General features: G+C 43.0%; 26 protein-coding genes. 14 read left to right on the top strand and 12 right to left on the bottom strand.

The features are described from left to right. Positions 1-32 precede the first annotated feature (32 nt). Positions 33-839, top strand: a complete 807-nt coding sequence (locus PSU72_RS09930) for a pyruvate, water dikinase regulatory protein (RefSeq protein WP_300432239.1) — start codon at positions 33-35, stop codon at positions 837-839. Positions 840-910: 71 nt separating this feature from the next. Here PSU72_RS09930 and PSU72_RS09925 read toward each other — a convergent pair whose 3' ends face one another. Then, positions 911-1441, bottom strand: a complete 531-nt coding sequence (locus PSU72_RS09925) for a glutathione peroxidase (protein WP_300432237.1) — start codon at positions 1439-1441, stop codon at positions 911-913. A 93-nt stretch (positions 1442-1534) separates the two neighbouring features. Continuing rightward, positions 1535-2893 carry a chromate efflux transporter gene (gene chrA / locus PSU72_RS09920; protein WP_300432236.1) on the bottom strand — a complete coding sequence of 453 codons (1359 nt, stop codon included), beginning with the start codon at positions 2891-2893 and terminating at the stop codon, positions 1535-1537. 134 nt (positions 2894-3027) lie between these two features. Between chrA and PSU72_RS09915 the strand changes: the two genes are divergently transcribed. The 6 genes from PSU72_RS09915 (at position 3028) to mltF (ending at position 7948) form a co-directional block, all read left to right on the top strand. Then, positions 3028-3405, top strand: a complete 378-nt coding sequence (locus PSU72_RS09915; RefSeq protein ID WP_300432235.1) for a hypothetical protein — start codon at positions 3028-3030, stop codon at positions 3403-3405. A 3-nt stretch (positions 3406-3408) separates the two neighbouring features. Further along, positions 3409-3915, top strand: coding sequence for a transcription elongation factor GreB (gene greB / locus PSU72_RS09910; RefSeq protein ID WP_300432233.1), 507 nt, complete (start codon positions 3409-3411; stop codon positions 3913-3915). 21 nt (positions 3916-3936) lie between these two features. After that, entirely contained in the window at positions 3937-5040 is a 1104-nt protein-coding gene (gene earP / locus PSU72_RS09905; protein WP_300432232.1) for an elongation factor P maturation arginine rhamnosyltransferase EarP, read from the top strand. A gap of 46 nt (positions 5041-5086) precedes the next feature. Continuing rightward, positions 5087-5647 (top strand): elongation factor P, encoded by a 561-nt coding sequence (gene efp, locus PSU72_RS09900; protein WP_300432230.1) that lies wholly within the window; start codon positions 5087-5089, stop codon positions 5645-5647. A 154-nt stretch (positions 5648-5801) separates the two neighbouring features. Continuing rightward, positions 5802-6479 (top strand): ribose-5-phosphate isomerase RpiA, encoded by a 678-nt coding sequence (rpiA, locus tag PSU72_RS09895; RefSeq protein ID WP_300432229.1) that lies wholly within the window; start codon positions 5802-5804, stop codon positions 6477-6479. An 8-nt stretch (positions 6480-6487) separates the two neighbouring features. Further along, the gene (gene mltF, locus PSU72_RS09890) at positions 6488-7948 is read left to right on the top strand and encodes a membrane-bound lytic murein transglycosylase MltF (protein ID WP_367186085.1); all 1461 of its coding nucleotides are present in this window, start codon (positions 6488-6490) and stop codon (positions 7946-7948) included. Between the two features lie 2 nt (positions 7949-7950). Here mltF and serS read toward each other — a convergent pair whose 3' ends face one another. From serS to PSU72_RS09870, 4 genes are all read right to left on the bottom strand, one after another. Further along, positions 7951-9231 (bottom strand): serine--tRNA ligase, encoded by a 1281-nt coding sequence (gene serS / locus PSU72_RS09885; RefSeq protein WP_300432227.1) that lies wholly within the window; start codon positions 9229-9231, stop codon positions 7951-7953. Positions 9232-9385: 154 nt separating this feature from the next. Then, a complete protein-coding gene (locus PSU72_RS09880) occupies positions 9386-10723 on the bottom strand; it encodes a replication-associated recombination protein A (RefSeq protein ID WP_300432225.1) in 1338 nt (445 codons plus the stop codon). Between the two features lie 51 nt (positions 10724-10774). After that, the gene (gene lolA / locus PSU72_RS09875; protein ID WP_300432224.1) at positions 10775-11392 is read right to left on the bottom strand and encodes an outer membrane lipoprotein chaperone LolA; all 618 of its coding nucleotides are present in this window, start codon (positions 11390-11392) and stop codon (positions 10775-10777) included. 37 nt (positions 11393-11429) lie between these two features. After that, positions 11430-13745, bottom strand: a complete 2316-nt coding sequence (locus tag PSU72_RS09870; protein WP_300432223.1) for a DNA translocase FtsK — start codon at positions 13743-13745, stop codon at positions 11430-11432. 129 nt (positions 13746-13874) lie between these two features. Here PSU72_RS09870 and PSU72_RS09865 point away from each other — a divergent pair, with 129 nt between their 5' ends. Genes PSU72_RS09865 through PSU72_RS09850 form a run of 4 tightly spaced genes read left to right on the top strand, consistent with a single transcriptional unit; the run spans position 13875 to position 16177 of the window. Further along, positions 13875-14339, top strand: a complete 465-nt coding sequence (locus tag PSU72_RS09865) for a Dps family protein (RefSeq protein WP_013148264.1) — start codon at positions 13875-13877, stop codon at positions 14337-14339. Between the two features lie 53 nt (positions 14340-14392). Beyond that, complete coding sequence (gene trxB / locus PSU72_RS09860) at positions 14393-15337, top strand: thioredoxin-disulfide reductase (protein ID WP_300432221.1); 945 nt, start codon at positions 14393-14395, stop codon at positions 15335-15337. Further along, a complete protein-coding gene (locus PSU72_RS09855) occupies positions 15312-15962 on the top strand; it encodes a Smr/MutS family protein (protein ID WP_300432220.1) in 651 nt (216 codons plus the stop codon). Before trxB ends, PSU72_RS09855 begins: the two co-directional genes overlap by 26 nt. Before the next feature lie 11 nt (positions 15963-15973). Continuing rightward, positions 15974-16177 (top strand): (2Fe-2S)-binding protein, encoded by a 204-nt coding sequence (locus PSU72_RS09850; protein WP_300432219.1) that lies wholly within the window; start codon positions 15974-15976, stop codon positions 16175-16177. 575 nt (positions 16178-16752) lie between these two features. On the opposite strand, the gene PSU72_RS09845 is transcribed toward PSU72_RS09850, so the two are convergent. From PSU72_RS09845 to ispD, 4 genes are all read right to left on the bottom strand, one after another. Continuing rightward, entirely contained in the window at positions 16753-17226 is a 474-nt protein-coding gene (locus PSU72_RS09845; RefSeq protein ID WP_300432218.1) for a nuclear transport factor 2 family protein, read from the bottom strand. A 159-nt stretch (positions 17227-17385) separates the two neighbouring features. Beyond that, positions 17386-19212 carry an ABC transporter ATP-binding protein gene (locus PSU72_RS09840; RefSeq protein ID WP_300432216.1) on the bottom strand — a complete coding sequence of 609 codons (1827 nt, stop codon included), beginning with the start codon at positions 19210-19212 and terminating at the stop codon, positions 17386-17388. A gap of 91 nt (positions 19213-19303) precedes the next feature. Next, a complete protein-coding gene (gene ispF, locus PSU72_RS09835) occupies positions 19304-19777 on the bottom strand; it encodes a 2-C-methyl-D-erythritol 2,4-cyclodiphosphate synthase (RefSeq protein ID WP_300432520.1) in 474 nt (157 codons plus the stop codon). Between the two features lie 37 nt (positions 19778-19814). Further along, positions 19815-20501, bottom strand: a complete 687-nt coding sequence (gene ispD / locus PSU72_RS09830) for a 2-C-methyl-D-erythritol 4-phosphate cytidylyltransferase (RefSeq protein ID WP_300432215.1) — start codon at positions 20499-20501, stop codon at positions 19815-19817. 183 nt (positions 20502-20684) lie between these two features. On the opposite strand from ispD, the gene epsA reads away from it, so the two are divergent. Both epsA and PSU72_RS09820 read left to right on the top strand, forming a co-directional pair. After that, positions 20685-21524, top strand: coding sequence for an XrtB/PEP-CTERM-associated transcriptional regulator EpsA (gene epsA / locus PSU72_RS09825; protein WP_300432214.1), 840 nt, complete (start codon positions 20685-20687; stop codon positions 21522-21524). Between the two features lie 225 nt (positions 21525-21749). Then, on the top strand, positions 21750-22610 hold the full coding sequence (locus tag PSU72_RS09820) for an AraC family transcriptional regulator (protein ID WP_300432212.1): 861 nt from the start codon (positions 21750-21752) through the stop codon (positions 22608-22610). 173 nt (positions 22611-22783) lie between these two features. On the opposite strand, the gene PSU72_RS09815 is transcribed toward PSU72_RS09820, so the two are convergent. Next, on the bottom strand, positions 22784-23638 hold the full coding sequence (locus PSU72_RS09815; protein WP_300432211.1) for an SDR family oxidoreductase: 855 nt from the start codon (positions 23636-23638) through the stop codon (positions 22784-22786). A 79-nt stretch (positions 23639-23717) separates the two neighbouring features. Between PSU72_RS09815 and PSU72_RS09810 the strand changes: the two genes are divergently transcribed. Next, the gene (locus PSU72_RS09810) at positions 23718-24125 is read left to right on the top strand and encodes a helix-turn-helix domain-containing protein (protein WP_300432209.1); all 408 of its coding nucleotides are present in this window, start codon (positions 23718-23720) and stop codon (positions 24123-24125) included. 315 nt (positions 24126-24440) lie between these two features. Here PSU72_RS09810 and PSU72_RS09805 read toward each other — a convergent pair whose 3' ends face one another. Next, on the bottom strand, positions 24441-25643 hold the full coding sequence (locus PSU72_RS09805; RefSeq protein ID WP_300432208.1) for an ammonium transporter: 1203 nt from the start codon (positions 25641-25643) through the stop codon (positions 24441-24443). Positions 25644-25743 lie beyond the last annotated feature (100 nt).

Raw genomic sequence — 25743 nt, 5'->3', positions numbered from 1 at the left:
AATAACTAGTCAAAATTAAAAAGGTTGCTGTAATGCTAAAACGCACTGTATTTTTCATTTCAGATGGTACTGGCATTACAGCAGGCGCCTTGGGTAAGTTACTGGAACATTTTCCAGGTACCAACTTTACCCAAGTGCGCTTACCTTTCTCTGATACCTTGGATAAAATCAAACAAGCGCAAGAAGACATACTCAAAGCGGCTGAAGAAGACGGTGGCCGCCCAGTAGTGATTATGTCTTTAGGTAACATAGAGTTACGCAATACCTTAAAGCAATCAAATGCTTACTTCATTGACTTATTTAATACGTTTATCGATCCCCTAGGCTTAGAGTTAGATCAGCAACCGCTGACAGGTGCGGGTATTGCGCACAGTGTCATGGGTACCAAATACAATGACCGCATGGAAGCGGTGAACTTCACGCTGAATCACGATGACGGCATGACCAATTCAGGTTTAGAAGAAGCACAAGTCATACTTATCGGCGTGTCACGCTGCGGCAAAACCCCCACCAGCGTTTATCTTGCAATGCAGTTTGGTATTAAAGCTGCCAACTACCCGCTGATTCCAGAAGACTTTGAGCGCGGCTCTTTGCCTGCTGTGCTGCATAAACATCTGGATAAAATATTTGGCCTTACTATTAAGCCAGAACGCCTGCATGCAGTGCGTAATGAGCGCAGATCTGGTAGTTTTTATGCTTCACTAGATAATTGCCGTAAAGAGATTGCGACAGCAGAGACGTTAATGCGTAATGCTGGTATCACATGGGCAGATTCAACTAGCCGCTCAGTTGAAGAGCTTTCTGCCATCATTATGGAAAAAACGCGTAAACACGTTTAAAAAAACATATTTTATAAAAGACCAGCAAAAAAGGCGCTATACGCGCCTTTTTTGTTCTTTCAAATTTACGGTTATTTCAAACTTGGTTTTATCTTACCTAAAATCTCCGCAGATTCCGGCGTCACTTCGCTACTGTAAGCATACACATTCTTACCACCCGGCAGAATCACATATTTATAAAAATTCCACTGGGGCTCTTGGCCTGTTTTAGCAATCAACTGTTTATAAAACGGGTTGGCATTTGCACCTGTGACAGAGCTTTTAGTCATCATAGGAAATTTAACCGCATAAGTGAGTTTACAGAAATCACCGATTTGCTTGTCGTTACCCGGCTCTTGCCTAAAGTCATTAGATGGAAAGCCTATTACCAACAAGCCTTTGCTTTTATATTGGCTATACAAGCCTTCAAGTGCTTCAAACTGTGGTGTGAAGCCACATTTACTCGCCGTATTCACCACTAAAATAGGCTTATCCTGATAATCACACAGATTGATTTTCTCACCCTGCAACGTTGTGAACTGATGATTGTAAATATCTAAACAAGCAGCATTAGCCATATGTGATGCTCCAAATAATAGAACTGAAAGTAGGATTTTTTTCATGTGAGATCGCCTATTAAAATTTGTGTCTAAGTTATGATTAAATTTGAATTAATAACCATTTTTTGACTAGGCAACGCTAATTTCGTTCTTCATTCAAATAAAACTTAATGCTAATCCAATCAAGGCATACGCCAGAATCAATTTAATAATGCTGACTTTAAACTTAAATAGTGCAATAAAACCTACAACTGCCAATGCAAGTGCCACCCAATCCATATGCATTGTTGATTGATTAGGCATAAAAACATGCATTGCAAAAAATAAGGCTAAACTCAAAATCACCCCCACCACAGCGGCTGTAATGGCAGTTAGCGGCGCAGTAAATTTTAAGTTGTTTTGTGTGCTTTCAATCAGTGGCGCACCTAAAAAGATAAACAAAAATGATGGCAAAAACGTAAAAAATGTAACCACGCTAGCCGCTACGATACCTGATAGCAAAAGGCTATCAACACCAAATACCTGTTGCGTCCAACCTCCCACAAAACCAACAAATGCCACCACCATAATCAACGGACCTGGTGTAGTTTCACCCAAAGCTAAGCCATCAATCATTTGTGTTGCCGTAAGCCATTGGTAATGGTCAACCGCGCCTTGATAAACATAAGGTAATACCGCGTAGGCGCCACCAAAAGTAAGTAAAGCTGCCTTGGTAAAAAACCAACCCATTTGCGTGAGCGTCGCTTGCCAGCCATACACCACCATTAACAACCCCATAGCGAGCATCCATAAAGCAATGCCCACCACTAACACCTTAGCCAAATGACACAAGTTGAATTTTGCATGTTCTGGTGTAGGGCTACTATCATCAATCACGGCTTTGCCATAGCTTTTGTCAGAAGCCTTGTGACCACTACCCGCATTAAATGTAGCAGGTGAATATTTGCCTCCTACATAGCCAATTAAGGCTGCAAACAGCACAATTAAGGGGAAAGGCAACCTAAATAAAACGATTGCTACAAAAGCGGCCAGTGAAATCAGCCACAACCATTTATTTTTTAAAGCTCGGCTGCCAATTCTATAAGCGGCAAATAGCACAATCGCTACCACCGCAGGTTTAATACCGTATAGTACGCCTGCAACCAAAGGTTGATTACCGAAGCGTAAGTAGATATAAGTGAGGGCAATTAAAATAAATAACGAAGGCAATACAAACAGGCAACCTGCAATCAACCCACCCCAAGTGCGATGCATCAGCCAGCCGATGTAAGTTGCTAACTGCTGCGCTTCAGGACCAGGCAACACCATGCAATAATTTAACGCGTGTAAAAAGCGCTTTTCAGAAATCCAACGTTTTTTCTCTACCAAATCGTGGTGCATGATAGAAATTTGCCCAGCTGGCCCGCCAAAACTAACAAACCCGAGTTTTAACCAATACCAAAAAGCTTCTTTTAGCGTTGGTGCGACTGGTGCTTCGTCGTTAGTAGGTAGTTGATTTTTGTTATCCGGACTCACGCATGACCTCAACTCTTGGTAGATTTAAATTGGAGAAATACACGTTTCAGAAAAATGTCTGAACAGGTATTATCTGATTTTAGCTTGATTACATAAATCTCAACACATTTTCTCACCCAATTTTAAGGTCGCTTATGTTCAGTAATTTAAAAAGTTTATTAAAGTATGTCGCGTGGATAGTGATTATTCCAATCGCTCTGTTTGCGCTTTACACTTGGGCAAGCACCAACTGGGTTTACTCTTCAGGCGAGCGCGCAGGCTACGTACAGAAATTCTCGCTAAAGGGTTATGTATGTAAAACGTGGGAAGGCGAAATCGTTTTAGTCTCCATGCCAGGCACCCAAGCGGAGAAATTTCTGTTTACAGTGAAAGATGATGCAATCGCAAAAATGGTGAACGACTCGTTGGGAAAACGAGTGAAACTCAGCTATGAAGAGCACAAAGGCATTCCAAGCGCATGCTTTGGCGAAACTTCATACTTTGTTAAAAACATTAGTGTTTTAGAGAAATAACTTTTGCAAAAAAAAACAGTATCAGACGAAAAAAACTACATCACTCCTGAAGGCCACGCGGCGATTGAGGCTGAATTTACCGAGCTACTCAAAGTTGAGAGACCCGCACTAGTCAAAGTGGTTTCATGGGCTGCAGGTAACGGCGACAGAAGTGAAAACGGCGATTATATCTACGGTAAAAGACGCTTGCGACAAATCGATAGCCGCTTACGCTTTTTAATGCAACGTATGGATTTAGCAGTCATCGTAGACCCGGCCGCACAGCAAGGCTTAGAGAAAGTATTCTTCGGCGCATGGGTGACCTTATTTTCGCTTAAAGACGACACTGAACACACTTACCGCATCGTTGGTAAAGATGAATTGCAACCGTCTCTAGGCTATATTAGCTGGATATCCCCATTGGCGCGCGCCCTGCTTGGTAAACAAATTGGCGATATTGTGAAAGTCAGCGTACCCGTTGGCGAAGAAGAATACGAAATCATTGACGTTCAATACAATCCACCTAGCTAAATCACTCTTAAATTAAGTTAAATGAGCAATAACGTAGCTAAACGCTGGGATGTCTTTTGTCGTATCGTCGATAATTTTGGCGACATTGGTGTTTGCTGGCGCCTTAGTCAGCAGCTAGCGCAGGAACACCATTTGCAAGTCAGGTTATTCATTGATGATTTGACAGTCGCAAGTCATATCATCCCTGCCTTAAATTGTGAACTCACATCACAAGTCATCCATCATGTAGAAATTCTCACTTGGCAAAGCGCCGATACTACTCACCCCGCTGACGTGGCCTTAGAAACCTTCAGTTGCGAGCTTCCAGCCAATTACTTAGCCGAAATGCAAGGGATTTCGACTTGGATAAATTTAGAATATCTGTCAGCTGAATCTTGGGTGGCAGAGTTTCATGCCAGAAGCTCGAACAATACCAAACCAGCACGGCATTTCTTCTTCCCAGGCTTTACCGAAGCCACGGGAGGTTTGATTCGTGAAGCTAATATTTTTCAAAATAATCAGCTGATTGCAAGTCAGCAGCCACTGGGAAACGAGACCTTAAAAGTTTCTCTATTCTGCTACCCACATGCGCCTATTGCTGACTTACTCAATGCGATGGCAGAGTCTAATCAACCCATAGATTGCCACGTACCTACAAGCAGAATTTTCCCTAAAATTGCTGAATTCTTTCATTTAGATATCATTGAAACAGGCTCGATACTCCGCAAAAAAAATCTAACTGTTCATGCTCTACCATTCTTAAGCCAAGCCGACTACGACCAGCTACTTGCAAGTTGTGACATCAATTTTGTACGTGGTGAAGATAGCTGGATACGCGCGATTTGGGCGGCTAAACCATTTATCTGGCAGCCCTATTTGCAAACAGAAAATACGCACGTGACCAAACTGAATGCTTTCTTAGATTTGTTTTACGCTGACTGTGAGGGGTATGCCAAAGATGCTGTCTACAAAATGCATTTAGCTTGGGTCTCAGGTAACTTAACCGCCGACATATGGCAAAACTATTTAGATGCCCTTAATACTACAAAGTCATTTACCTTCACCAAAGCAAGTCAATTAGCGACACAAAATGACCTAGCCTCTAAGTTGGTGATTTTTTTGCAAAAAGTACGAGTTAAGGTATAATTCGCGACTTTATTATTTAACCAATTTCAATCAGTAAGGCAATCTCATGAAAACAGCTCAAGAACTTCGCGCCGGTAACGTTATTATGGTCGGCAGTGACCCATTGGTCGTAGTTAAAGCCGAATACACTAAATCTGGCCGCAGCACAGCTGTGGTAAAAATGAAATTTAAAAATTTGTTAACAGACACGCCTAGCGAAACTATTTACGGCGCTGGCGACAAATTTGAAGTGGTTGTGCTTGAGAAAAAAGAAGCCACCTACTCTTACTTTGCTGACCCTAGCTATGTATTCATGGACGCAGACTACAACCAATATGATGTAGATGCAGAGTTCATGGCTGACGCGCTTCCTTACCTTGAAGATGGTATGGCTGTTGATATTCGCTTTTACAATGAGAAACCAATCTCTGTAGAGTTGCCAACAACAGTAATTCGTGAAATTACTTACACTGAGCCAGCTGTTAAAGGCGATACATCAGGTAAAGTAATGAAACCGGCTAAAATTGCATCTGGCTTCGAGTTTCCAGTACCGTTATTTTGCGCACAAGGCGATAAAATTGAAATCGATACACGCACTGGTGAATACAGAAACCGTGTATTGAAATAATGCATCAATAATTTTTTCTTAGAGAAAATTTACAATTAGGGAGCAAACAAGCTCCCTTTTTTTATGTCCAAAAGAACATATTCACGTTAATATACCAAGTCACTCGAAAATGAATCTAGAATAATCAATCTAGTAAAAATGGTTGGAGAATGTAATGAACGACAAACAAATGGTCGCTTTACAGGCCGCAAAGTACGTTAAAAGCGGCATGCTTGTTGGTTTAGGCACTGGCTCTACAGCCAATTATTTTATAGAAGAGCTCGCACGACTGCAGCGTGAAGAAGGCCTGAAAGTTACTACAGTAGCCAGTTCAACGATTAGTGCCATCACTGCACAATCGCTCAACTTACCTATCGTCGCTTTAGAACATATCACTAGCATCGATTTATATGTAGACGGTGCTGATGAAGTCACGCCTGACATGACTTTGCTCAAAGGTCGAGGCAGTGACCTGGTTAAAGAGAAGTTACTCGCCAAAGCCGCTAGCAAGTTTATTGCTGTGGCAGATGAAAGCAAACTCGTTAGTCATATTGGCCAGAATTTTGTGATCCCAATTGAGGTCATTCCATTTGCTTGGCAAGTCACAAAGAAAAGTCTAGAGGCAGCAGGCGCAAAGGGTAACTTACGTCCCAACGTAGCAAAAGATGGTTTTTGGGTGACCTCTCACGGTAGCTATGTGCTCGACATGACGTTTGACCGATCACTAGATGCTAAAACGCTGAATGATTTAATCAGCAATACGCCTGGCGTTGTTGAACATGGCATTTTTTATGGCTTAACAGATGCTGTATTTATTGCGGCTAACGGTCTTATAAGCGAGCGTTGGATTTAACTTACGCCATGCGTATGTATAGTAAAACAAGTGCTATTCAGCTTAGCCAATTGTTGCGCTGGGTTTTTTTTGTATTAGTTGGCTTGCTCGTGGTTGCTTGTGATTTGTCTGACAACCCGTCAAAACAAGCTAACAAGCTCACCAAACAGGCCGCACTGAATAGCCACGAGCTAGTTTTTGTGACTCATAATGGCCCCGCCACTTATTATCTCAATGGTGATAATGAATATGCTGGCATTGAATATGACTTAGCGACTTTGTTTGTAAAGAAGTACGCTCCAGAGTATCAAATCAAGTTTTTATTGGTCAACAGCATCAGTGAGGTCATCCCAACGCTACTTAAAGGTCAGGCAAACATTGCCGCAGCAAACCTGTCTGTGACACATCTTAGAAAAGAGCTTGTCCAGTTTGCCAAGCCCTATCAAGAAACGCAGCAACAACTCATTTACGACAATGAATCAAATGATAAGCCACGAAACTTAGCCGCCATAGTCGACAAAACCATTGCAGTGCCAGCAGGTACAAGCTTTGCAGAGCGCCTGAGTGAGATTCAAAAAGAACAACCTAAATTAAGATGGCAAGCTTTACGCCAAACCAACTCGGAACTACTGTTAGACCAAGTAGCCAATGGCGTTTTAGACTTCACAATAGCAGATAGTCATTTGGTTGCCATGATGCAAAATTATTACCCAAACTTGTCAGTGGGCATGGCTTTAGGCAAGCCAGAAAATATTGCATGGGCTTTGCCAAAAAATGCGGACCCGCAACTCGTAAAAAAGGTAAATAAATTCTTTGACCAGATTCGCAAAGATGGCACCTTGCGTAACTTGTTAGACCGTTACTACGGCAGCAGTAACCGATTGAATACACAAGACATTACAGCGTTCCTTAAGCTATCAAATAGCTTGTTACCTAAATACCAACATCTATTCAAACAAGCGCAAGAAACTACAGGTATTGATTGGCGCTTACTAGCAGCGGTGAGTTATCGTGAATCGCATTGGGATACATTTAACACTTCACCCACTGGCGTGCGGGGTTTAATGATGCTTACAGAAAGTACCGCTGACTTAATGGGCGTGACTGACAGGCTGGATCCAAAACAAAGCGTTCCAGCAGGCGCCAAATACATTGTAAAGATGATAGAAACGGTACCAGATCGCATTCCAGAGCCAGACCGCACCTATATGGCTTTAGCGGCCTATAACATTGGCTATGCCCATGTTGAAGATGCCAGAGTGCTGGCAAAACGTTTGAATTTGAACCCAGACCGTTGGGCAGACATTAAAAAGACGCTGGTCATGCTAAATGACCCTGAATATTACACCACACTCAAATACGGCTACGCTAGTGGTGGCGCACCCGTGATTTTTGTTGAATCCATCCGTAGCTATCAGCGTATTTTAGAACGCTACCAACCTAGCCATACACCTAATAGCAATACATTTAAAATTGCGCAGGCTGATTAAGTTTATTTAGTAATAGTCAGTTTTTCCAAACCGTTCATGTATGGTCTTAATACTTCCGGCACAGTCACACTACCATCTGCATTTTGATAATTCTCTAGCACTGCCACCAAGGTGCGCCCTACTGCCAAACCAGAACCATTCAGCGTATGCACTAATTCAGGTTTGCCACTTTCATTTCTGAAGCGCGCCTGTAAACGGCGCGCTTGAAATGCCTCGCAGTTTGAAACAGATGAAATCTCACGATAAGTATTTTGTGCAGGCAACCATACTTCTAAATCGTAAGTCTTAGCTGCGCCAAAACCCATATCGCCTGTGCAGAGTGAAACCACACGATATGGCAGACCTAAAGCTTTTAAGATGTTTTCCGCATGCCCTACCATCTCTTCAAGGGCGGCATAACTGGTATCAGGGTGTACTATTTGCACCATCTCGACTTTATCGAATTGATGCTGACGTATCATGCCTTTGGTATCTCTACCATAAGAACCCGCTTCAGAGCGGAAGCAAGGCGTATGCGCGGTAAGTTTGATAGGCAATGACTCTAAAGGCACGATTTCATCGCGCACTGTGTTGGTAAGCGTGACTTCTGATGTGGGGATTAAATAAAGCTTGCTATCATTGTGCTGTAAACTAAACAAATCTTCTTCAAATTTTGGTAATTGACCAGTAGCAGTAAGCGTTTCCGCATTTACTAAATACGGCGTATAGCACTCTTCGTAGCCATGTTGTTCAGTTTGAGTATTCAACATAAATTGAGCTAAAGCACGATGCATCTTTGCAATTTGACCACGCATTAAGGTAAAGCGTGTACCGGAAAGCTTAGTGCCTGTATCAAAATCTAAACCTAATGGCGTACCGACATCTGCATGATCTTTCACTTCGAAATCAAATGTACGCGGCGTTCCAATTTTACGCACTTCTACATTATCGGCTTCTGATTTGCCTTGTGGCACACTTGAATGCGGTATATTTGGTACATTTAATAGTAAGTTCTGCAAGCTAGCTTGCAACTCAATCAGTCGCGCTTCATCGGCTTTTAGTTGGTCGCCCAAGCCCGCAACCTCTGCCATGATGGCGCTAACGTCTTCACCTTTAGACTTAGCAATGCCGATTTGTTTGGACGTATTATTACGTTTAGCTTGTAATTCTTGCGTGCGAGTTTGTACGGTTTTACGCTCGTTTTCAAATGTTGTGAAACTTGCTGAATCAAATTCAAAACCACGCACTTTCAATTGGCTAACAACACCGTCTAAATCAGTTCTTAACGCTTGTATGTCTAACATTTAATTTCCTAATATCCGCTAACTTTATTATCAATATATTCTATTCGTCATTCCCGCGAAGGCGGGAATCTAGGCGAGTCAACTACCTTAACTGGATTCCCGCCTTCGCGGGAATGACAAATAAAATAGTGTTTTTATACAAGCCTGCAGCCAATTACTTTTTGGTTTTGTTGCTTAATGCTGCTTTTCTATCTAATTCTTTTAAGTGCGCCAATTTTTCCGTAATTTTACCTTCTAAGCCACGCGGTGTGGGCATATAAAATTGCGGCACAGTATTTTTATCGTGCAAATCATCTGGGAAATAGTCTACGCCGGCTGCATAAGCTTCTGGCTCATGATGAGCGTAACGGTATTCTTTGCCATAATCCAAGGCTTTCATTAGCTTGGTTGGCGCATTTCTTAAGTGCAATGGTACTGGGCGTGATTTGTCATTCGCGACAAAAGCCTTAGCCTGATTGTAAGCATTATAAGCAGCGTTGCTTTTAGGTGCAACGGCCAAGTAAATCACCACATTAGATAATGCTAACTCACCTTCTGGTGAACCAAGTCGCTCATAGATTTGGCAAGCTTCAATAGCCATGCCTTGCGCGCGAGGATCCGCTAAGCCAATATCTTCAATGGCCATACGCACGATGCGGCGTCCTAAATATAAGGGGTCAGCGCCGCCATCTATCATGCGTAAGAACCAATACAAAGCTGCGTCTGGGTTAGAGCCACGCACAGATTTATGTAAAGCTGAGATTTGATCGTAAAACGCTTCGCCACCTTTATCAAACCTGCGTAACTTGCTCGCCATGGTGGTTTGCAAAAACGCTTCATCAATGTCAGTGACGCCTGCACCTTCGGCTGCATTGAATAAACCTTCAACAAAGTTCAGTAAGCGCCTTGCATCACCATCTGCATAGGCTAATACTTGCTCGCGAACGTCATCAGCGAGTTTGACATTTTCAGCTACTAATTGCTGAGCGCGATCTAGCAACAACGATAACTCAGCTTCAGATAAAGCATTGAGTACAAACACCTGCGCACGGCTTAATAAAGCGCTGTTTACTTCAAATGAAGGGTTTTCAGTGGTCGCACCGATAAAGGTGATTAAGCCACTTTCTACAAAAGGCAAAAATGCATCTTGCTGACCTTTATTAAAGCGATGTACTTCATCCACAAACAATATCGTTTTACGACCATGTTGCTGCAAGGTAAGCTCAGCACGTTCAACAGCCTCACGGATATCTTTAATGCCCGATAACACGGCAGAAATAGGGATGAAATCAGCCTCTGCGGTATTAGCAATTAATCGGGCTAAAGTTGTTTTACCGACACCAGGCGGTCCCCACAAAATCATGGAGGGCAGCTTGCCCGATTGAAATGCTAGCCTCAGTGGCTTGTTAGCTGCCAATAAGTGCGATTGTCCGACCACTTCATCTAAGGTTTTCGGGCGTAAGCGCTCGGCAAGTGGCGCTTCTGGCTGGTTTGGGGTGAATAAGTTAGTCAAAATGCAAAGAGCCTATTCCGAACGCAGTATTCATTTGATTGCAACACGGAACTACTCACCAACAACATCAACCCCTTTAGGCGGTTGAAATAAAAAAGTTTTAGGTTCAATCACCGGATTATGCACAACGTTGCTAAACAAGATTTTTGTTTGATGGCCAAAGCTATCTATCATGTCCATCTCTTGCAGCACATCATTTTTAAACGCTAATGATATTTTGTTAAAGCCCGTATCAGAATCTTTAGGATTAGTACTCACCCAATCAAGACCATCTTTGCGATATGCATTCACTAATTTAAAGTTTTTATCTAGACTATCGTCACCTGCTAAGAGTGCCGCTGGACTGGAGCCTAGCGCTTTACTTAACTCACGCACTGAAACTTGCGCTAGCTCTGTGTCGTATAGCCACACTTGCTTGCCGTCACTGATAATTTGCTGTTCAAATGGCTTATGGTAATCCCATCTAAATTTATTTGGGCGTTTTAACTGCATTTCACCATAGACTTCTTGGATTTTTTGCCCTTGTTTATCCGTGACGATTTGATGAAAATCTGCTTTCACCGCATGTGTTTCATCATAAAACTTTTTAAGGCTAGACACGCCATCCGCTTGGGCGGCTAACGGCACTATTAGCAGACAGCTCAGTAATGCAGCTTTTAATTGATTCATTTAATTCCTTGTAATTCTTTAATTAGCTTTTTGGATGTCAGGAGTCGTGATGCGGCACTAATACTTCACGATTACCGTTGCTTTGCATGGCTGAAACTAGGCCTGCACGCTCCATATCTTCTATCAATCGCGCTGCGCGGTTATAACCGATGCGCAATTGACGCTGTACGCCTGAAATACTAGCGCGGCGAGTTTTAAGCACGATGCCAACAGCTTCATCATAGAGAGGATCAACCTCTGAACCGCCGCTTGAACTGGAGCCGCTTTCAGCAAAATCTGCACCGCCCTCTTCAGCCTCATTACTTAAGATGCCTTCAATGTAGTTTGGTTCGCCTTGCGCTTTGAGGTAATTCACGACCTTATGCACTTCTTGGTCTGACACAAACGCGCCGTGAATACGCACAGGGTAACCAGTGCCAGGTGGCATATACAACATATCACCCTGCCCCAATAAGGCTTCCGCGCCCATTTGGTCTAATATTGTGCGCGAGTCAATCTTGCTGGATACCTGAAAAGAAATTCGTGTAGGCACGTTAGCTTTAATCAAACCTGTAATCACGTCCACAGACGGCCGTTGCGTGGCAAGTACTAAGTGTATGCCTGATGCACGGGCCTTTTGCGCTAGACGGGCAATCAGCTCTTCTACCTTTTTGCCGACCACCATCATCAAGTCGGCCAACTCATCAATTACTACCACAATTAATGGCATTTCCATTAATGGTTCAGGATCATCAGGCGTTAAGCTAAATGGATGTGGTATTTTTTCACCCGCTTTTTCAGCATCTCTAATTTTTTGATTGTAGCCAGCTAGATTTCGTACACCTAAGCTAGACATCAATTTATAACGGCGCTCCATCTCGGCCACACACCAATTCAGCGCATTCGCCGCTTGGCGCATATCGGTAACCACAGGGGCTAATAAGTGCGGAATACCTTCATAGACTGAAAGCTCAAGCATTTTTGGGTCGATTAAAATCATACGCACTTGGCTAGCATCAGCCTTGTACAACCAACTCAAAATAAGCGCGTTAATTGCCACGGACTTACCTGAACCTGTAGTACCCGCAACCAACACGTGAGGCATTTTAGCCAAATCAGCCACCACAGGCTTGCCCGAAATATCTTTACCAAGTGAAATTGCCAATGGTGACTTCACATCGGCATAAGCTTGGCTGCCCATAATTTCAGATAAATAGACAATTTGGCGTTTAGGATTAGGAATCTCTAAACCCATGCAGGTTTTGCCCGGTATCGTTTCAACTAGACGCACACTCACTACAGAAAGTGCACGTGCTAAATCTTTAATTAAATTAGTGACTTGACTACCTTTTACACCAGCGGCAGGTTCTAGCTCAAATCGAGTAATCACGGGGCCAGGCTGTGCGGTGAGCACTTTAACCTCAATGCCGAAATCCATTAACTTGCGTTCAATTAAACGTGATGTAAAGTCCAGCGTTTCAGCTGATGGCAGCTCCACCATGCCAGAAGGATCATCCAGCAAATGCAAAGGTGGCAACGCGGAATCTGGCATAGATTCAAATAGTGGAGCTTGCTTCTCTTTTAGCACACGCTCACTTTTTGCGACTTCTAATACTGGCGGCTCAATAAATACGGGCTCACGGGCTTCAACACGTTTGCGCTCGGTTTGTACAAACTCAGCGCGCTCCTGCTCAACCACTTTTCCAGCTTGCCTATCTTGTCTATCTTGCCATTTGAATTTTAGGTATTCATAGCTTGAAATAATTGCGCCGCCCAATTTCTCAGTGATCATAATCCACGACCAGCCAGTAAATAAGCTAAAGCCCACTACAAACATCACCAGCAGCAACATACTAGAACCAGTGTAGCCAAACAGGCTACGCAAACCAGCATCTAAGGCGTTGCCCAGCATGCCACCGCGCGCGTCTGGCAACATGGCTGGCAGACTGATAATATGCCCAGCCTCCAAGGCGCATGAAGCTACAAACAGCAAAGTAAAGCCAATAAAATTGAATAGTAAAAATGGCCTTTCGCTTCTGGCGACCACTTCTAACTTTAAATATACCAACCACATAGCATAAAACGCTAATACCGCCCACCACCATGCCGAAAAACCAAATAGATACAACATCATGTCAGAAAGCCATGCACCAGCACTGCCACCTGCGTTTTGAATAGGCGCGTTATCTGCCGCCATGTGCGACCAAGATTGATCTTCACGATGATAAGTAAATAGAATCACCGTAATAAAAAGCCCGGCTAATACTAAAATTAGCCACCAAGCCTCTTTAATAAGCGTTGCGCCTATCACATGCGACTGGCTCACTTCTGCCTCACGGCGAGCATTGACAGGAGTTGATTTTTTGAAAAACAAGATAGTCGAACCTTACAAATTTTTAGCATCAAATTTAATTATAGCAGTATCAAAGTCGCTTGGTAGCTAATACAATACTAATCTAACTCTAAACCTACCTACACATACATTTCTACTAAGGAAACCATCATGGATATCGGCATTAAAGAAAAAGATAGAAAAGCTATTGCTAAAGGTTTATCACACCTTTTGGCAGATACCTATACCTTGTATTTAAAAACGCACTATTTTCACTGGAATGTGACAGGGCCTATGTTTAACACCCTGCATTTGATGTTTGAAGCGCAATATACCGAGCTTGCATTGGCTGTAGATTTAGTCGCTGAACGCATACGCGCATTAGACGTTTACGCACCTGGTACGTACCGCGATTTTGCAAAATTATCGTCTATTAAAGAGTCTGAATCAGTGCCAAAAGCACAAGACATGATTGCAGAATTAGTTGCAGGCCATGAGGCAGTTTGTCGCACAGCACGCAGCGTATTCCCAGCGGCAGATGCAGCTTCTGATGAAGCAACCAAGGATTTATTAACTCAACGTCTACAGTTGCATGAAAAAACAGGTTGGATGCTACGCAGCTTGCTTGAAAAATAAGCCAACAAACCCAATATAGCTCAAACAACACTTATTAAAGAAAGCAATACAACATGGCAACACGTCACGTCAAACTACTCATTTTAGGTTCTGGCCCTGCCGGTTACTCTGCAGCGGTATATGCCGCACGCGCGAATCTTAAACCTGTACTTATCACTGGTATTGCGCAAGGTGGTCAATTGATGACGACCACTGAGGTCGACAACTGGCCTGCAGATGCCGATGGCGTGCAAGGTCCTGAATTGATGGAGCGCTTTCAAAAACATGCAGAACGCTTTAACACTGAAATGATTTTTGACCATATCCACACGACGCATTTGACTGAAAAGCCAATTCGTTTAGTGGGTGATAGTGGCGAATATACTTGCGATGCACTGATTATCGCAACTGGCGCCTCAGCTAAGTATTTAGGTTTACCAAGTGAAGAGGCATTCTCTGGTAAAGGTGTTTCAGCCTGTGCGACTTGTGATGGCTTCTTCTATCGCAATCAAGAAGTTGCAGTGATTGGTGGCGGAAATACAGCTGTTGAAGAAGCTTTGTATTTGGCTAACATCGCAAGCAAAGTCACCTTGGTACATCGTCGCGATAAATTCAAAGCAGAAGCGATTCTGGTTGATAAATTAATGGCACGTGTGGCTGAAGGCAAAATCGTTCTTGAAACATTCAATACGCTAGATGAAGTGCTAGGCGACAACACTGGCGTGACTGGAATGCGCATCAAAAACGTGAATGACGGCACCACTAAAGACATCGCGCTACAAGGCGTATTTATTGCGATTGGTCACAAGCCAAACACCGACATTTTCGAAGGTCAACTCGATATGGAAGGCGGCTACATCATCACGCAAATGGGTCGCGCTGGCAATGCCACTGCAACTAGTGTTCCTGGTGTGTTTGCCGCAGGTGATGTGCAAGACCATATTTATCGCCAAGCGGTTACCAGCGCTGGTTCAGGTTGTATGGCTGCGCTAGATGCTGAACGATACCTCGACAAGTAAGCTTTTAAGCGCAAAAAAGCGTTTAAAGCAAGCAGAGGCAGCACAGAAACTCGCTGAACAAAATGCTGCAAAAAAAGTCAGCGAGCCACAAGCTAACAATCCAGCAGCTGATGAAGCCTCACTTTTTCGTGACGCGGTAAAAGACGTCAAACCTTTTACCGCGCCACCAAAAGATGAGTACAAACTAAAACCAAAGCCCATCCCACTGCAATTTATCCGCGATGAGCAACAAGCCCTTGTTGATTCATTGTCGGATCACTACATTCCAGCTCATGAAATTGAAACAGGTGAAGAGCTACTTTACCTGCGTGATGGTCACTCGCCTGACATTTTAAGTAAGCTACGCCGCGGACACTGGGTGATTCAAGCCAAAATTGACCTACATGGCTTAATTAGCGACGAAGCAAGACTTTATGTTTCCACCTTTATCAGCGATTGCAAAAAACGCGGCATCCGTTGCGTACGCATCGTCCATGGCAAAGGTTTAGGCTCTCGCAACCGCGAACCTGTGCTAAAACACAAACTACGCGGCTGGCTGATGCAAAAAGATGAAGTCATTGCCTACGCCGAAGCTAAAAAACAAGATGGCGGCAGCGGCGCGGTAATTGTGCTGCTAAAAGCTTAAACGATTACATCATGACGGCTCAAGGCGACAATTTAGACGATGAAGTTATGTGCACTTGCAGCGGCACCACGCGCGCCAAAATCAAAAAACTATTCAATGAAGGCATGGATATGGAAGCTATTTCCAATTGGTCTGGCGCCCTTTCAGGCTGTGGCGGCTGCGAATGGGATGTTGAGCAGTATTTGAAAGAACTGGCTGAACAACCAAAAGGGTGAATTGGACTTTACGTTTATTCTTTTATCAGCCAAGTAGGGTGGGTTCTTGAACCCACGCGTAGCGGAATTAGCAACACTCACCGCGCGGGGTTACAACCCTACCCTACCAAGTAACCCATCAGGATGGGTAACTGCTTGTCCATCCTGTCGTATTAATCTTCAACGGCGGTGAGCTTATCTACCAATGTATGCAAAAAGCATAGCCTAGATTGCACAGTGCTTAAAGCCACTGGATTCCGACTTTCGTCGGAATGACGGAGTTTGATAGATTTAAATACCAAATAAGCACTCGTAAAACTTCTGCGCCTTTCCATCCCCTGCTACCGCGCCTGTTCTGCTCAGTTTCATGGGAGCTTTTGGCAAGCGGCTGTTTGAACCCAAGTGATTTTATTGGGTGAGTTTCCGATTGCCGCCCATTAAACTGAGCAGAACAGGAAATAAGCGGGAGGGGGGCTCTTTTCTTTGGTTACTTTCTTTTGAGCACGCAAAAGAAAGTAACTCGCCTAGAGGCGAAAAGGAATGGTGCGTAATTCAGATTCTTCCGCGTGGGCAACAAGTTGCCCACCCTACTTCATTTACAGGCCAAGCTCACTCAAACTCGCATACTCATCTGGTCTGCGCCCTAATGGCCAAAAGAACTTACGGTCAGTTTCTTTAATCGGCAAATCGTTAATGCTGGCGTAGCGTAACTCCATTAAACCATTGGCATCAAATTGCCAGTTTTCGTTGCCGTATGAACGAAACCAATTGCCTGCATCATCATGCCACTCGTAAGCAAAGCGCACAGCAATCCGGTTCCCATCGAAAGCCCAAAGCTCTTTAATCAGTCTGTAGTCATGCTCTTTTGCCCATTTTTGAGTTAAAAACTCGACGATTTCAGCACGCCCTTTTGGAAATTCAGCACGGTTACGCCATTGCGAATCAACGGTATAGACCATTGACACACGTTGTGGATCACGGCTATTCCAGCCGTCTTCCGCCATGCGCACTTTTTGAATGGCGGTTTCACGGGTGTATGGAGGGATTGGTGGACGAGTTTCTATAGTCATTTATGGCTCCTTAATTCTGATAAAACTTCCTTAATGCTTAAATAACAACTCAACGCCTACTCGTCATTCCAGCATACGCTGGAATCCAGTGACTTTAACTACGCTGGATACCGACTTTCGTCGGCATGACGAAGTGGAGAGAATGTGTTTATATAGCCATCACTGCTCGCCTAAGAAACCACCACTCTGATGTGCCCATAGACTTGCGTAAAGACCGCCTTGCTTGAGCAGTGCTTGGTGATTGCCCTCTTCTACGATTTTGCCTTCATCTAAAACGATGAGTCTATCCATCGCTGCAATAGTTGATAGGCGGTGCGCAATCGCCACGACTGTTTTACCTTGCATCAAATTATATAGGCTGGCTTGAATCGCTTGCTCAACCTCTGAATCCAAGGCGCTGGTAGCTTCATCTAACAATAAAATCGGCGCATCTTTTAACATGACTCGCGCAATGGCAATACGCTGACGCTGGCCGCCAGAGAGTTTCACTCCACGCTCGCCAACATGCGCATCATAAGCCGTGCGCCCTTTTGAATCTTGTAGCGACAAAATAAAATCATGTGCTTCAGCACGTTTAGCAGCGCTAATCATCTCGGCTTCTGTAGCATCGGGACGGCCGTATAAAATATTGTCGCGCACGCTTCTATGTAAAAGCGACGTATCTTGCGTGACCATACCAATGTTCTCACGCAGACTATTTTGAGTGACACGATTTACATTTTGGCCATCAATCAAAATACTGCCACTTTCTACTTCATAAAAACGCAATAGTAAATTAACAATGGTAGATTTACCTGCGCCAGAACGACCGACTAGCCCCACCTTTTCGCCTGGTTTGATGTTTAAGTTAAGGTTTTTAAGCACAACTTTGCTACCACCATAGCTAAAATCCACTGAGTCGAACTTAATTTCGCCATGCTTAACTTGTATCGGTTTTGCATCAGCGGCATCGTTAATATTATTGTGCATCGTTAGTGTGTTCATGCCATCTTGCACTGTGCCGACCTGCTCATATAAAGACGTCATCTCCCACATTACCCAGTGCGAAATACCGTTTAGGCGCAGTGACATAGCGGTTGCAGCAGCTACGCCGCCTACTGAAACTTGGCCTTTGCTCCATAAATACAGCGCACTTAAACTGGTTGCAATAATCAACAACATATTCAATGCATGGTTGATGATTTCTACCATGCTCACCAGTTGCATTTGCGCATGCACGGTGCCTATAAACTCTTGCATAGCATCTTTTGCATAAGCGCCTTCGCGTCCTGCATGGCTAAACAACTTGACTGTGCTGATGTTGGTGTAGGCATCTGTAATTCGCCCTGTCATTAAGCTACGTGCATCGGCTTGCATGCGCGATGTTTTGCTTAAACGTGGCACGAAGTAACTTAAAGAAGCGACGTAAGCGACTAACCAAACTAAGAATGGAATGGCAATGAGCGAGTTAAAGTACGCCACTATGCCCACCATACTGCCAAAGTACACGACAACATACACCATAATATCTGCCACAATAAACCACACATCACGCACTGCCAGCGCAGTTTGCATGACTTTTGCAGAGACACGGCCGGCAAATTCATCTTGGTAAAAACTCATGCTTTGATTCAGCATTAAACGGTGGAAATTCCAACGCATGCGCATAGGAAAATTAGCTGCCAATGTTTGATGCTTAAACATAGTCTGCATGACGATAAAAAACGTACTCAAGATTAATACAATGGCCAAAACGCCTAAATCTGTAGTGTAGTTTTGCCATAACAAATCTTTTGGTACGTTGCTTAGCCAATCGACAATTTTGCCCATCATGGCAAACAAAGCGGCCTCAAACGCGGCGATTAAGCCTGTAAAAATTGTCATGCCCAACAGGTATGGGCGTAGACCTTGCGTACAGCTCCATGCAAACGTCCAAAAGTTTTTGGATGGCGTGGTGATGAGTGTATCGGGGAAAGGTGAAGCTAGGTTTTGAAACCATTTAAACATGTGTGTTCAATTCAAGTAAATTTGTTTCATTCATCTAAATATCTGTTTACATACTCTAACTAAAAAAGAGTAATGATAATTAAAAGCAGGTTTAGTTCTTAATAATAGTGCAAACTGCCTCAGCAGCAATACCTTCGCCACGGCCAGTAAAACCTAGTTTCTCTGTAGTAGTGGCTTTCACATTAACTTGTGTCACGTCTACAGCACAATCTGCCGCGATATTGGCGCACATTTGTGCCGTGTGGGGGGATAACTTTGGCGCTTCGCAAATAACAGTCGCGTCAATATTGTTCACCACATAGCTTTTAACTTTTAATAAGGCAACGACATGGCGCAATAATTCCCGCGAATCTATGCCTTTAAACTTATTATCACTTGGTGGAAAGTGTTTGCCTATGTCACCTAGCCCCGCTGCACCAAGCAAGGCATCGCATATTGCATGCAGCAAAACGTCAGCATCAGAATGCCCATCCAAGCCTTTTTCAAAAGGAATCTCTACCCCGCCAATAATGCACTTTCTGCCAACCACTAGTTGGTGTACATCAAACCCATGACCGATACGCATATTCATGTTCTCATTAACTCATCTATTAAAACCGTGTTCAAGACTGACCCTCTAGCAATGCTGTCAATACCACTAAATCTTGCGGGTAAGTCACTTTAAGATTCCGCAATTCACCTGTCACCAATTTAGGTTTTAAACCCAAAGCCTCAATCGCTTCCGCCTCATCTGTTGGCGTGCCGTTAAACTCAGCAAGTGCTTTCTTTAGTGTGGCATAGCGAAACATTTGCGGCGTTTGCGCCTGCCATAAATCATTGCGCGGAATAGTGGCTAAAACTCGCTGATCATCACCCGCTCGCTTCAAGGTATCCGCCAAAGGCATTGCCAATAAGCCGCCTACAGCATCATTTTCTAACGTATTTAACAAATGATTCAGCAGAAGATTACTTAAACCTGGTCGCGCGGCATCATGTACCAAAATCCAATCGTCATCTTCCACTTGGTTCTGAATAGCCTCTAAACCATTTAAAACCGTTCCTGCGCGGGTATCTGCACCGCAATAATGCACTTGCAGCTTGCTGCTGGAATGTAAATAAGTGCTACGCCAATGCTCATCTTCCTGATTAATTAGAATATGTATGGTGCTAACTCTAATTGATTGATCAAACACGTTGATGACATGCTGAATTAATGTCTTACCATGCAAATTTAAATACTGCTTAGGTGCATCTGCCCCCATGCGACTGCCATTGCCAGCCGCAGGAATAATCACATGAAAACGCGCCATATTTAAAGCTGAGATAGTTGAATTGTCATACCTAAATTTTAACATAGTGAACCCGCGTTAGACTGAAACATAATGCTAGGTGAGCAGAAGAAAAAATCGAATTTTCAACAGCAACGCTTTTAAGGCACAAATTTTGCATAGCTATTATTAATAACACTAACTTTGAGTCAATTTAAAATGTTCATGAACGCAAAAACGTCAGTCGACCACTCACTGCAACATATTAAAAATGATAATAAATATAAAAAAAATCAAAAACCTGTAACACCTAATTTATCTGAAAAAATACTTTCGATTATCGCTTCCTCATACAGCGTTAATAAACATATTGATTTTTACAACTGGCTACAAACCAATGTGGCTGAGGTTTTGCCGCATAATATGCTACTGGCTTGCTGGGGTAATTTTGACAGAAACTCGCAAAAATTTAACTTTAATTATGATGTTGCTTCCAATTTGGCGAACATCAATACACAAGCTTTATTTGATTCCCCAGAAAAAACTGAAGCTCTTATGCGGCAGTTGTACAAGACTTGGTCGGCCAATAATAACCGTTGGCTGACTGTCAATAATATTGACAAGGTCGACGAAAACGACGAAATAAAATCAAAACTACCCGACATATTTAACGAATTTAAATCGTTACTCGTCTATGGTTTAAGTGACTTGCGTGCAAGTAACGATTGTCTATACGTTTTCTTTAGTACCGATTCCACGTTTATGGTGCAAGACTCATTAATGGGGCTGCTCATGCCACATATTGATAACGTACTTAGAAAAATTCAACATATTGAACCCGTAGACATTTCAGAAGCTGAAAGAGTTTCTGCGATTAAATCGTACAATCTAAGCATGCGCGAATTAGAGATTATTGATTGGGTAAAACTAGGTAAGACCGATAGCGAAATCGCAATGATTTTGTATATCAGCCAAAATACGGTAAAAAGTCATCTAAAGCATGTTTTTGAAAAGCTGAATGTGACTAGAAGAGCGCAAGCTGTGGCTAAATTAAGCTACAGTTAAGATTACCTGTAGTCTGTAAGAATTACGGGGAAGTTCGGTGATCAAAAGTAAAATTATCCCCGTATGGCATACGGACTACGCTGGCTGATATTGATAAATACGAAGCCGCGCATCACCTAATAACCTAGGTTCAAGCCAAATCCCAATATAAAGCAATCTCAGTCAAGACACGCGTCTTGCGACACCGTATAGTTCTGTCTCATTCAGACATATGCGGTAAAAGATATGGCAAGTGCAAATACTTACACAGCTCGGTTCAATAAGGTATTAGATTATATCGAACATCACCTAGGTGAAACACTCACCGTGGAAATATTGAGTCAAGTGGCAAACTTCTCGCCATATCACTTTCATCGTCAATTTTCTGAATATGCCGGAATCAGCGTTTTTAGATATATACAGTTAATGCGACTCAAACGAGCTTCCTACCGACTTGCATTTAATAAGTTGGAAAAGATAACAGATATTGGGTTGGATGCTGGTTTCGAAAATCCTGAGTCATTTTCTCGTGCTTTTAAGCATACATTTGGGCAAACGCCCTCTGGATTTCGCCGAAAACCGGCATGGGAACCATGGAGTCAACGATACGAATTGCCAAAAAAAGAAAGGAAACAGCTGATGGAAGTACAGATTGTAAAATTTGAGGAGATCAAGGTGGCGGCGCTTGAGCATAGAGGTGCTCCCTCATTGGTTAATAACTCAGTGGGAATATTTATCGATTGGCGCAAAACTAGTGGTTTATCCCCCGTAAAAACAAGCCAGACTTATGGGGTTGCTTATGACAACCCCGATACGACAGATCCGTCACAGTTTCGATTTGATATTTGCGGATCAGTCTTAGAAAACGTGCCAGAAAACCCACAGCGTGTGATCACCAAGATGATTCCTCATGGGCGATGTGCAGTAATCCGACATTATGGCTCGCATGATAGGTTAGGTGCCTGCGCATACTATTTATATAGGGAATGGCTACCCGATAGTAGAGAGGAGCTACGTGATTTTCCGCTATATTTTCATTATTTAAACTTACTGCCAGAAACCCCAGAACATGAGCTGATTACTGATGTTTACTTGCCTCTCAAGTAAGTTTTGTGTGCTAATGATCGCCTTGGGCCGATCTTTACCCATTCATTTGAAATTGACGATAAGCGGCCCAAAGTAGCCAGTCAAGTTAATCTATTAAGATGCCCGTAAAGAATATAAGACACCTACTGTAATCGATAGCTGAAATGAATACATCAGCTATCGATTAGTCTGGACTAACCTTGCAAAGCTATTTTAATTGAAGTGCTGTATGGCTGAGTAGAGTATCCGATCAACTTACTCAGTTGATGGCTGTCATCAAACAGTGCGCCTTTAGATACCCCTACATCGGAGTCTGCAATTAACGCTGCAAATGGTTTTGGTAACCCCGCACCTTCTAGCGCTGCTGCAAACTCATCTTGAGATAGGTTGACATAGCTCACAGCCTTGCCTGATTGCTTTGCAATTTCATTTACAAATTCTGCTAAGGTATAGGTATCGTCACCTGCAAGCTCATAAATCGACCCTGATATAACGGGGTTTAATAATACTGTTGCTGCCGCGGCGGCATAATCTTTCCGCGCAGCTGAAGCAATCTTGCCATCTCCCGCACTACCTAAGAACGCGTTATGTGCCAATGCAGCAGGAATACTTGCAGTATAGTTTTCTGTATACCAGCCATTACGTAATATGACAAATGGCACACCAGAAGCTTTCAATGCTTGTTCCGTTTCCAAATGCTCACCCGCTAAAGCCAGTGGAGACGTGTCTGCCTTAAGCACGCTGGTATATGCAATAACCTTAACCTCGGCTTGTTTTGCTGCCGCAATCACCGCACTATGCTGCGCAGTTCTTTGGCCAATTTCATTAGATGAAATTAACAATATCTTTTCAGCGCCTTTAAAAGCCTGATTTAACGACGCGGGGTCATTGTAATCAGCCTGCCTGACTTGTACGCCAAGCTCTGCTAACTCTTTAGATTTTTCTGGGTTGCGTACCGCTGCGATGATTTCAGATGCAGGGATTTTTTCTAATAAAAACTGAATGACAAGTTTACCTAATTGACCTGAAGCACCTGTGACAACAATCATTTTTATCTCCTTAAATTAAATAGAAGTGATAAGATAACGCACTAACTAACAAATAGTAAGTACGTACAAAAAGGTAAGTATGAAAATAACTGACAACATTGAAAAATCTACTGCGTTATTGCCATTAACCTTGCGATTACAACGTGGTGAATTATTAGCTGCAGAATGTCCATCCAGAAGTGTGCTCAAGCATGTAACAAGTCAGTGGGGAGTACTTGTACTCATGGTGTTGCTTGAAGGCACAGCACGCTTTAGTCAGATTCGCAAAAAAGTGAACGGCGTCAGTGAGAAAATGTTAGCCCAAACTTTACAAAGCTTAGAGTCGGATGGTTTTTTAAACCGAAAATCTTTTCCGGTGGTGCCGCCACATGTTGAGTATAGCTTGACACCACTAGGTGAAGAGGTGGCTGCTCACATCAGCACACTGGCAGACTGGATTGAAAGCAACTTACCAAGAATTATGGATGCAAGAAACAGTACGGACTAAATTTAGACTAAATCAGCATATATAAAAGGCATACTAAAGACATCTTTATGCATTTCAACTGTAGATTTAACAAAGGTTTCTTTAAAAACTGAATGACTGCAATGGGCCGAATCGGACATTAGTTTTTTAATTCTTGCTATTAAAGTTTATGTTTGCATATATTAAATATACTGATATTCCAGAAATATCCAATATCCATTAATAGGATTGCGACTAAATTTTCCTAGTAGTATCAAAAAAGGCTCTCAGTAAGAGCCTTTTAGTTTCAATTTTCGACAGACTTTATTCTTTTTAATCACCTTAAGTCATGAACGTTTAATCCTCTGCACTAGATGCAATTTTGTGTATGCTCAAATCAGCGCCATCAAACTCTTCTTCCTGACTTAAGCGGATTCCAGTAATTTTTTTAAGTGTGCCGTAAACAATCACACCGCCAATCAGCGCAATCACAATACCCAAGCTCGTACCTAAAAGTTGTGATATGAAGCTGATGCCATCGGCGCCACCCCCTGTACCACCAAGCGCTTTAGCACCAAAGATACCAGCAGCAAGGCCACCCCAAGCACCACATAAGCCATGCAACGGCCACACACCTAATACATCATCAATTTTTAAACGGTTTTGCGTCAGTGTAAACGCCCAAACAAACAACATACCAGCAACGCAACCGGTCACTAATGCGCCTAGAGGATGCATGACATCTGAACCTGCGCACACCGCAACCAAGCCAGCTAACGGGCCATTATGTACAAAGCCAGGGTCATTTTTACCCATCACTAAAGCCGCCAACGTGCCACCAACCAGTGCCATGAGTGAATTAACTGCAACTAAACCAGAAATACCTTGAATGGATTGTGCTGACATCACATTAAAACCAAACCAACCAACAGTAAGTATCCAAGCGCCTAGAGCTAGAAATGGAATATTTGAAGGTGGATGTGCATGTAAACGACCGTCTTTGCTATAGCGACCTTGGCGAGCACCCAATAAAACTACAGCGGCAAGTGCAATCCAGCCACCCATCGCGTGAACAACCACTGAACCTGCGAAATCATGAAACTTAGCGCCAAATGTAATGAGAAACCAATGCTGAATGCCAAAATGGTTATTCCAAGCGATGCCCTCAAAAAACGGGTAAATAAAACCTACAATTAAAAAAGTGGCTGCAAGTTGTGGGTTGAATTTTGCGCGTTCTGCAATGCCACCAGACACAATGGCAGGAATCGCTGCAGCAAAGGTCAAAAGGAAAAAGAATTTAACTAATCCGTACCCATTTTTTGCGGCTAGCACCTCTGCACCACTGAAAAAATTGACGCCGTATGCGATGCTGTAACCAATAAAGAAGTAAGCAATGGTCGATACGGAAAAGTCCACCATGATTTTAACTAGCGCATTAACCTGATTTTTCTTACGAACGGTACCGACTTCTAAAAATGCAAAACCCGCATGCATAGCAAGCACCATAATGGCGCCTAATAATACAAACAATACGTCATTTGACGAAACTAATGCTTCCATTTTTCAATTTCCCCTAGAGTTTTCTAAAAAAATATCTAGGAAAATAAAGCAAATAGCGCGCCAATACTTAAACTGTTGATTTTAAGAGCTTATTAGTTTT

Source organism: Methylotenera sp., from assembly GCF_029945535.1.
GTDB lineage: Bacteria > Pseudomonadota > Gammaproteobacteria > Burkholderiales > Methylophilaceae > Methylotenera.
The sequence above is the reverse complement of the archived record's forward strand: the minus strand, read 5'-3'. Positions and strand labels throughout refer to the sequence as shown.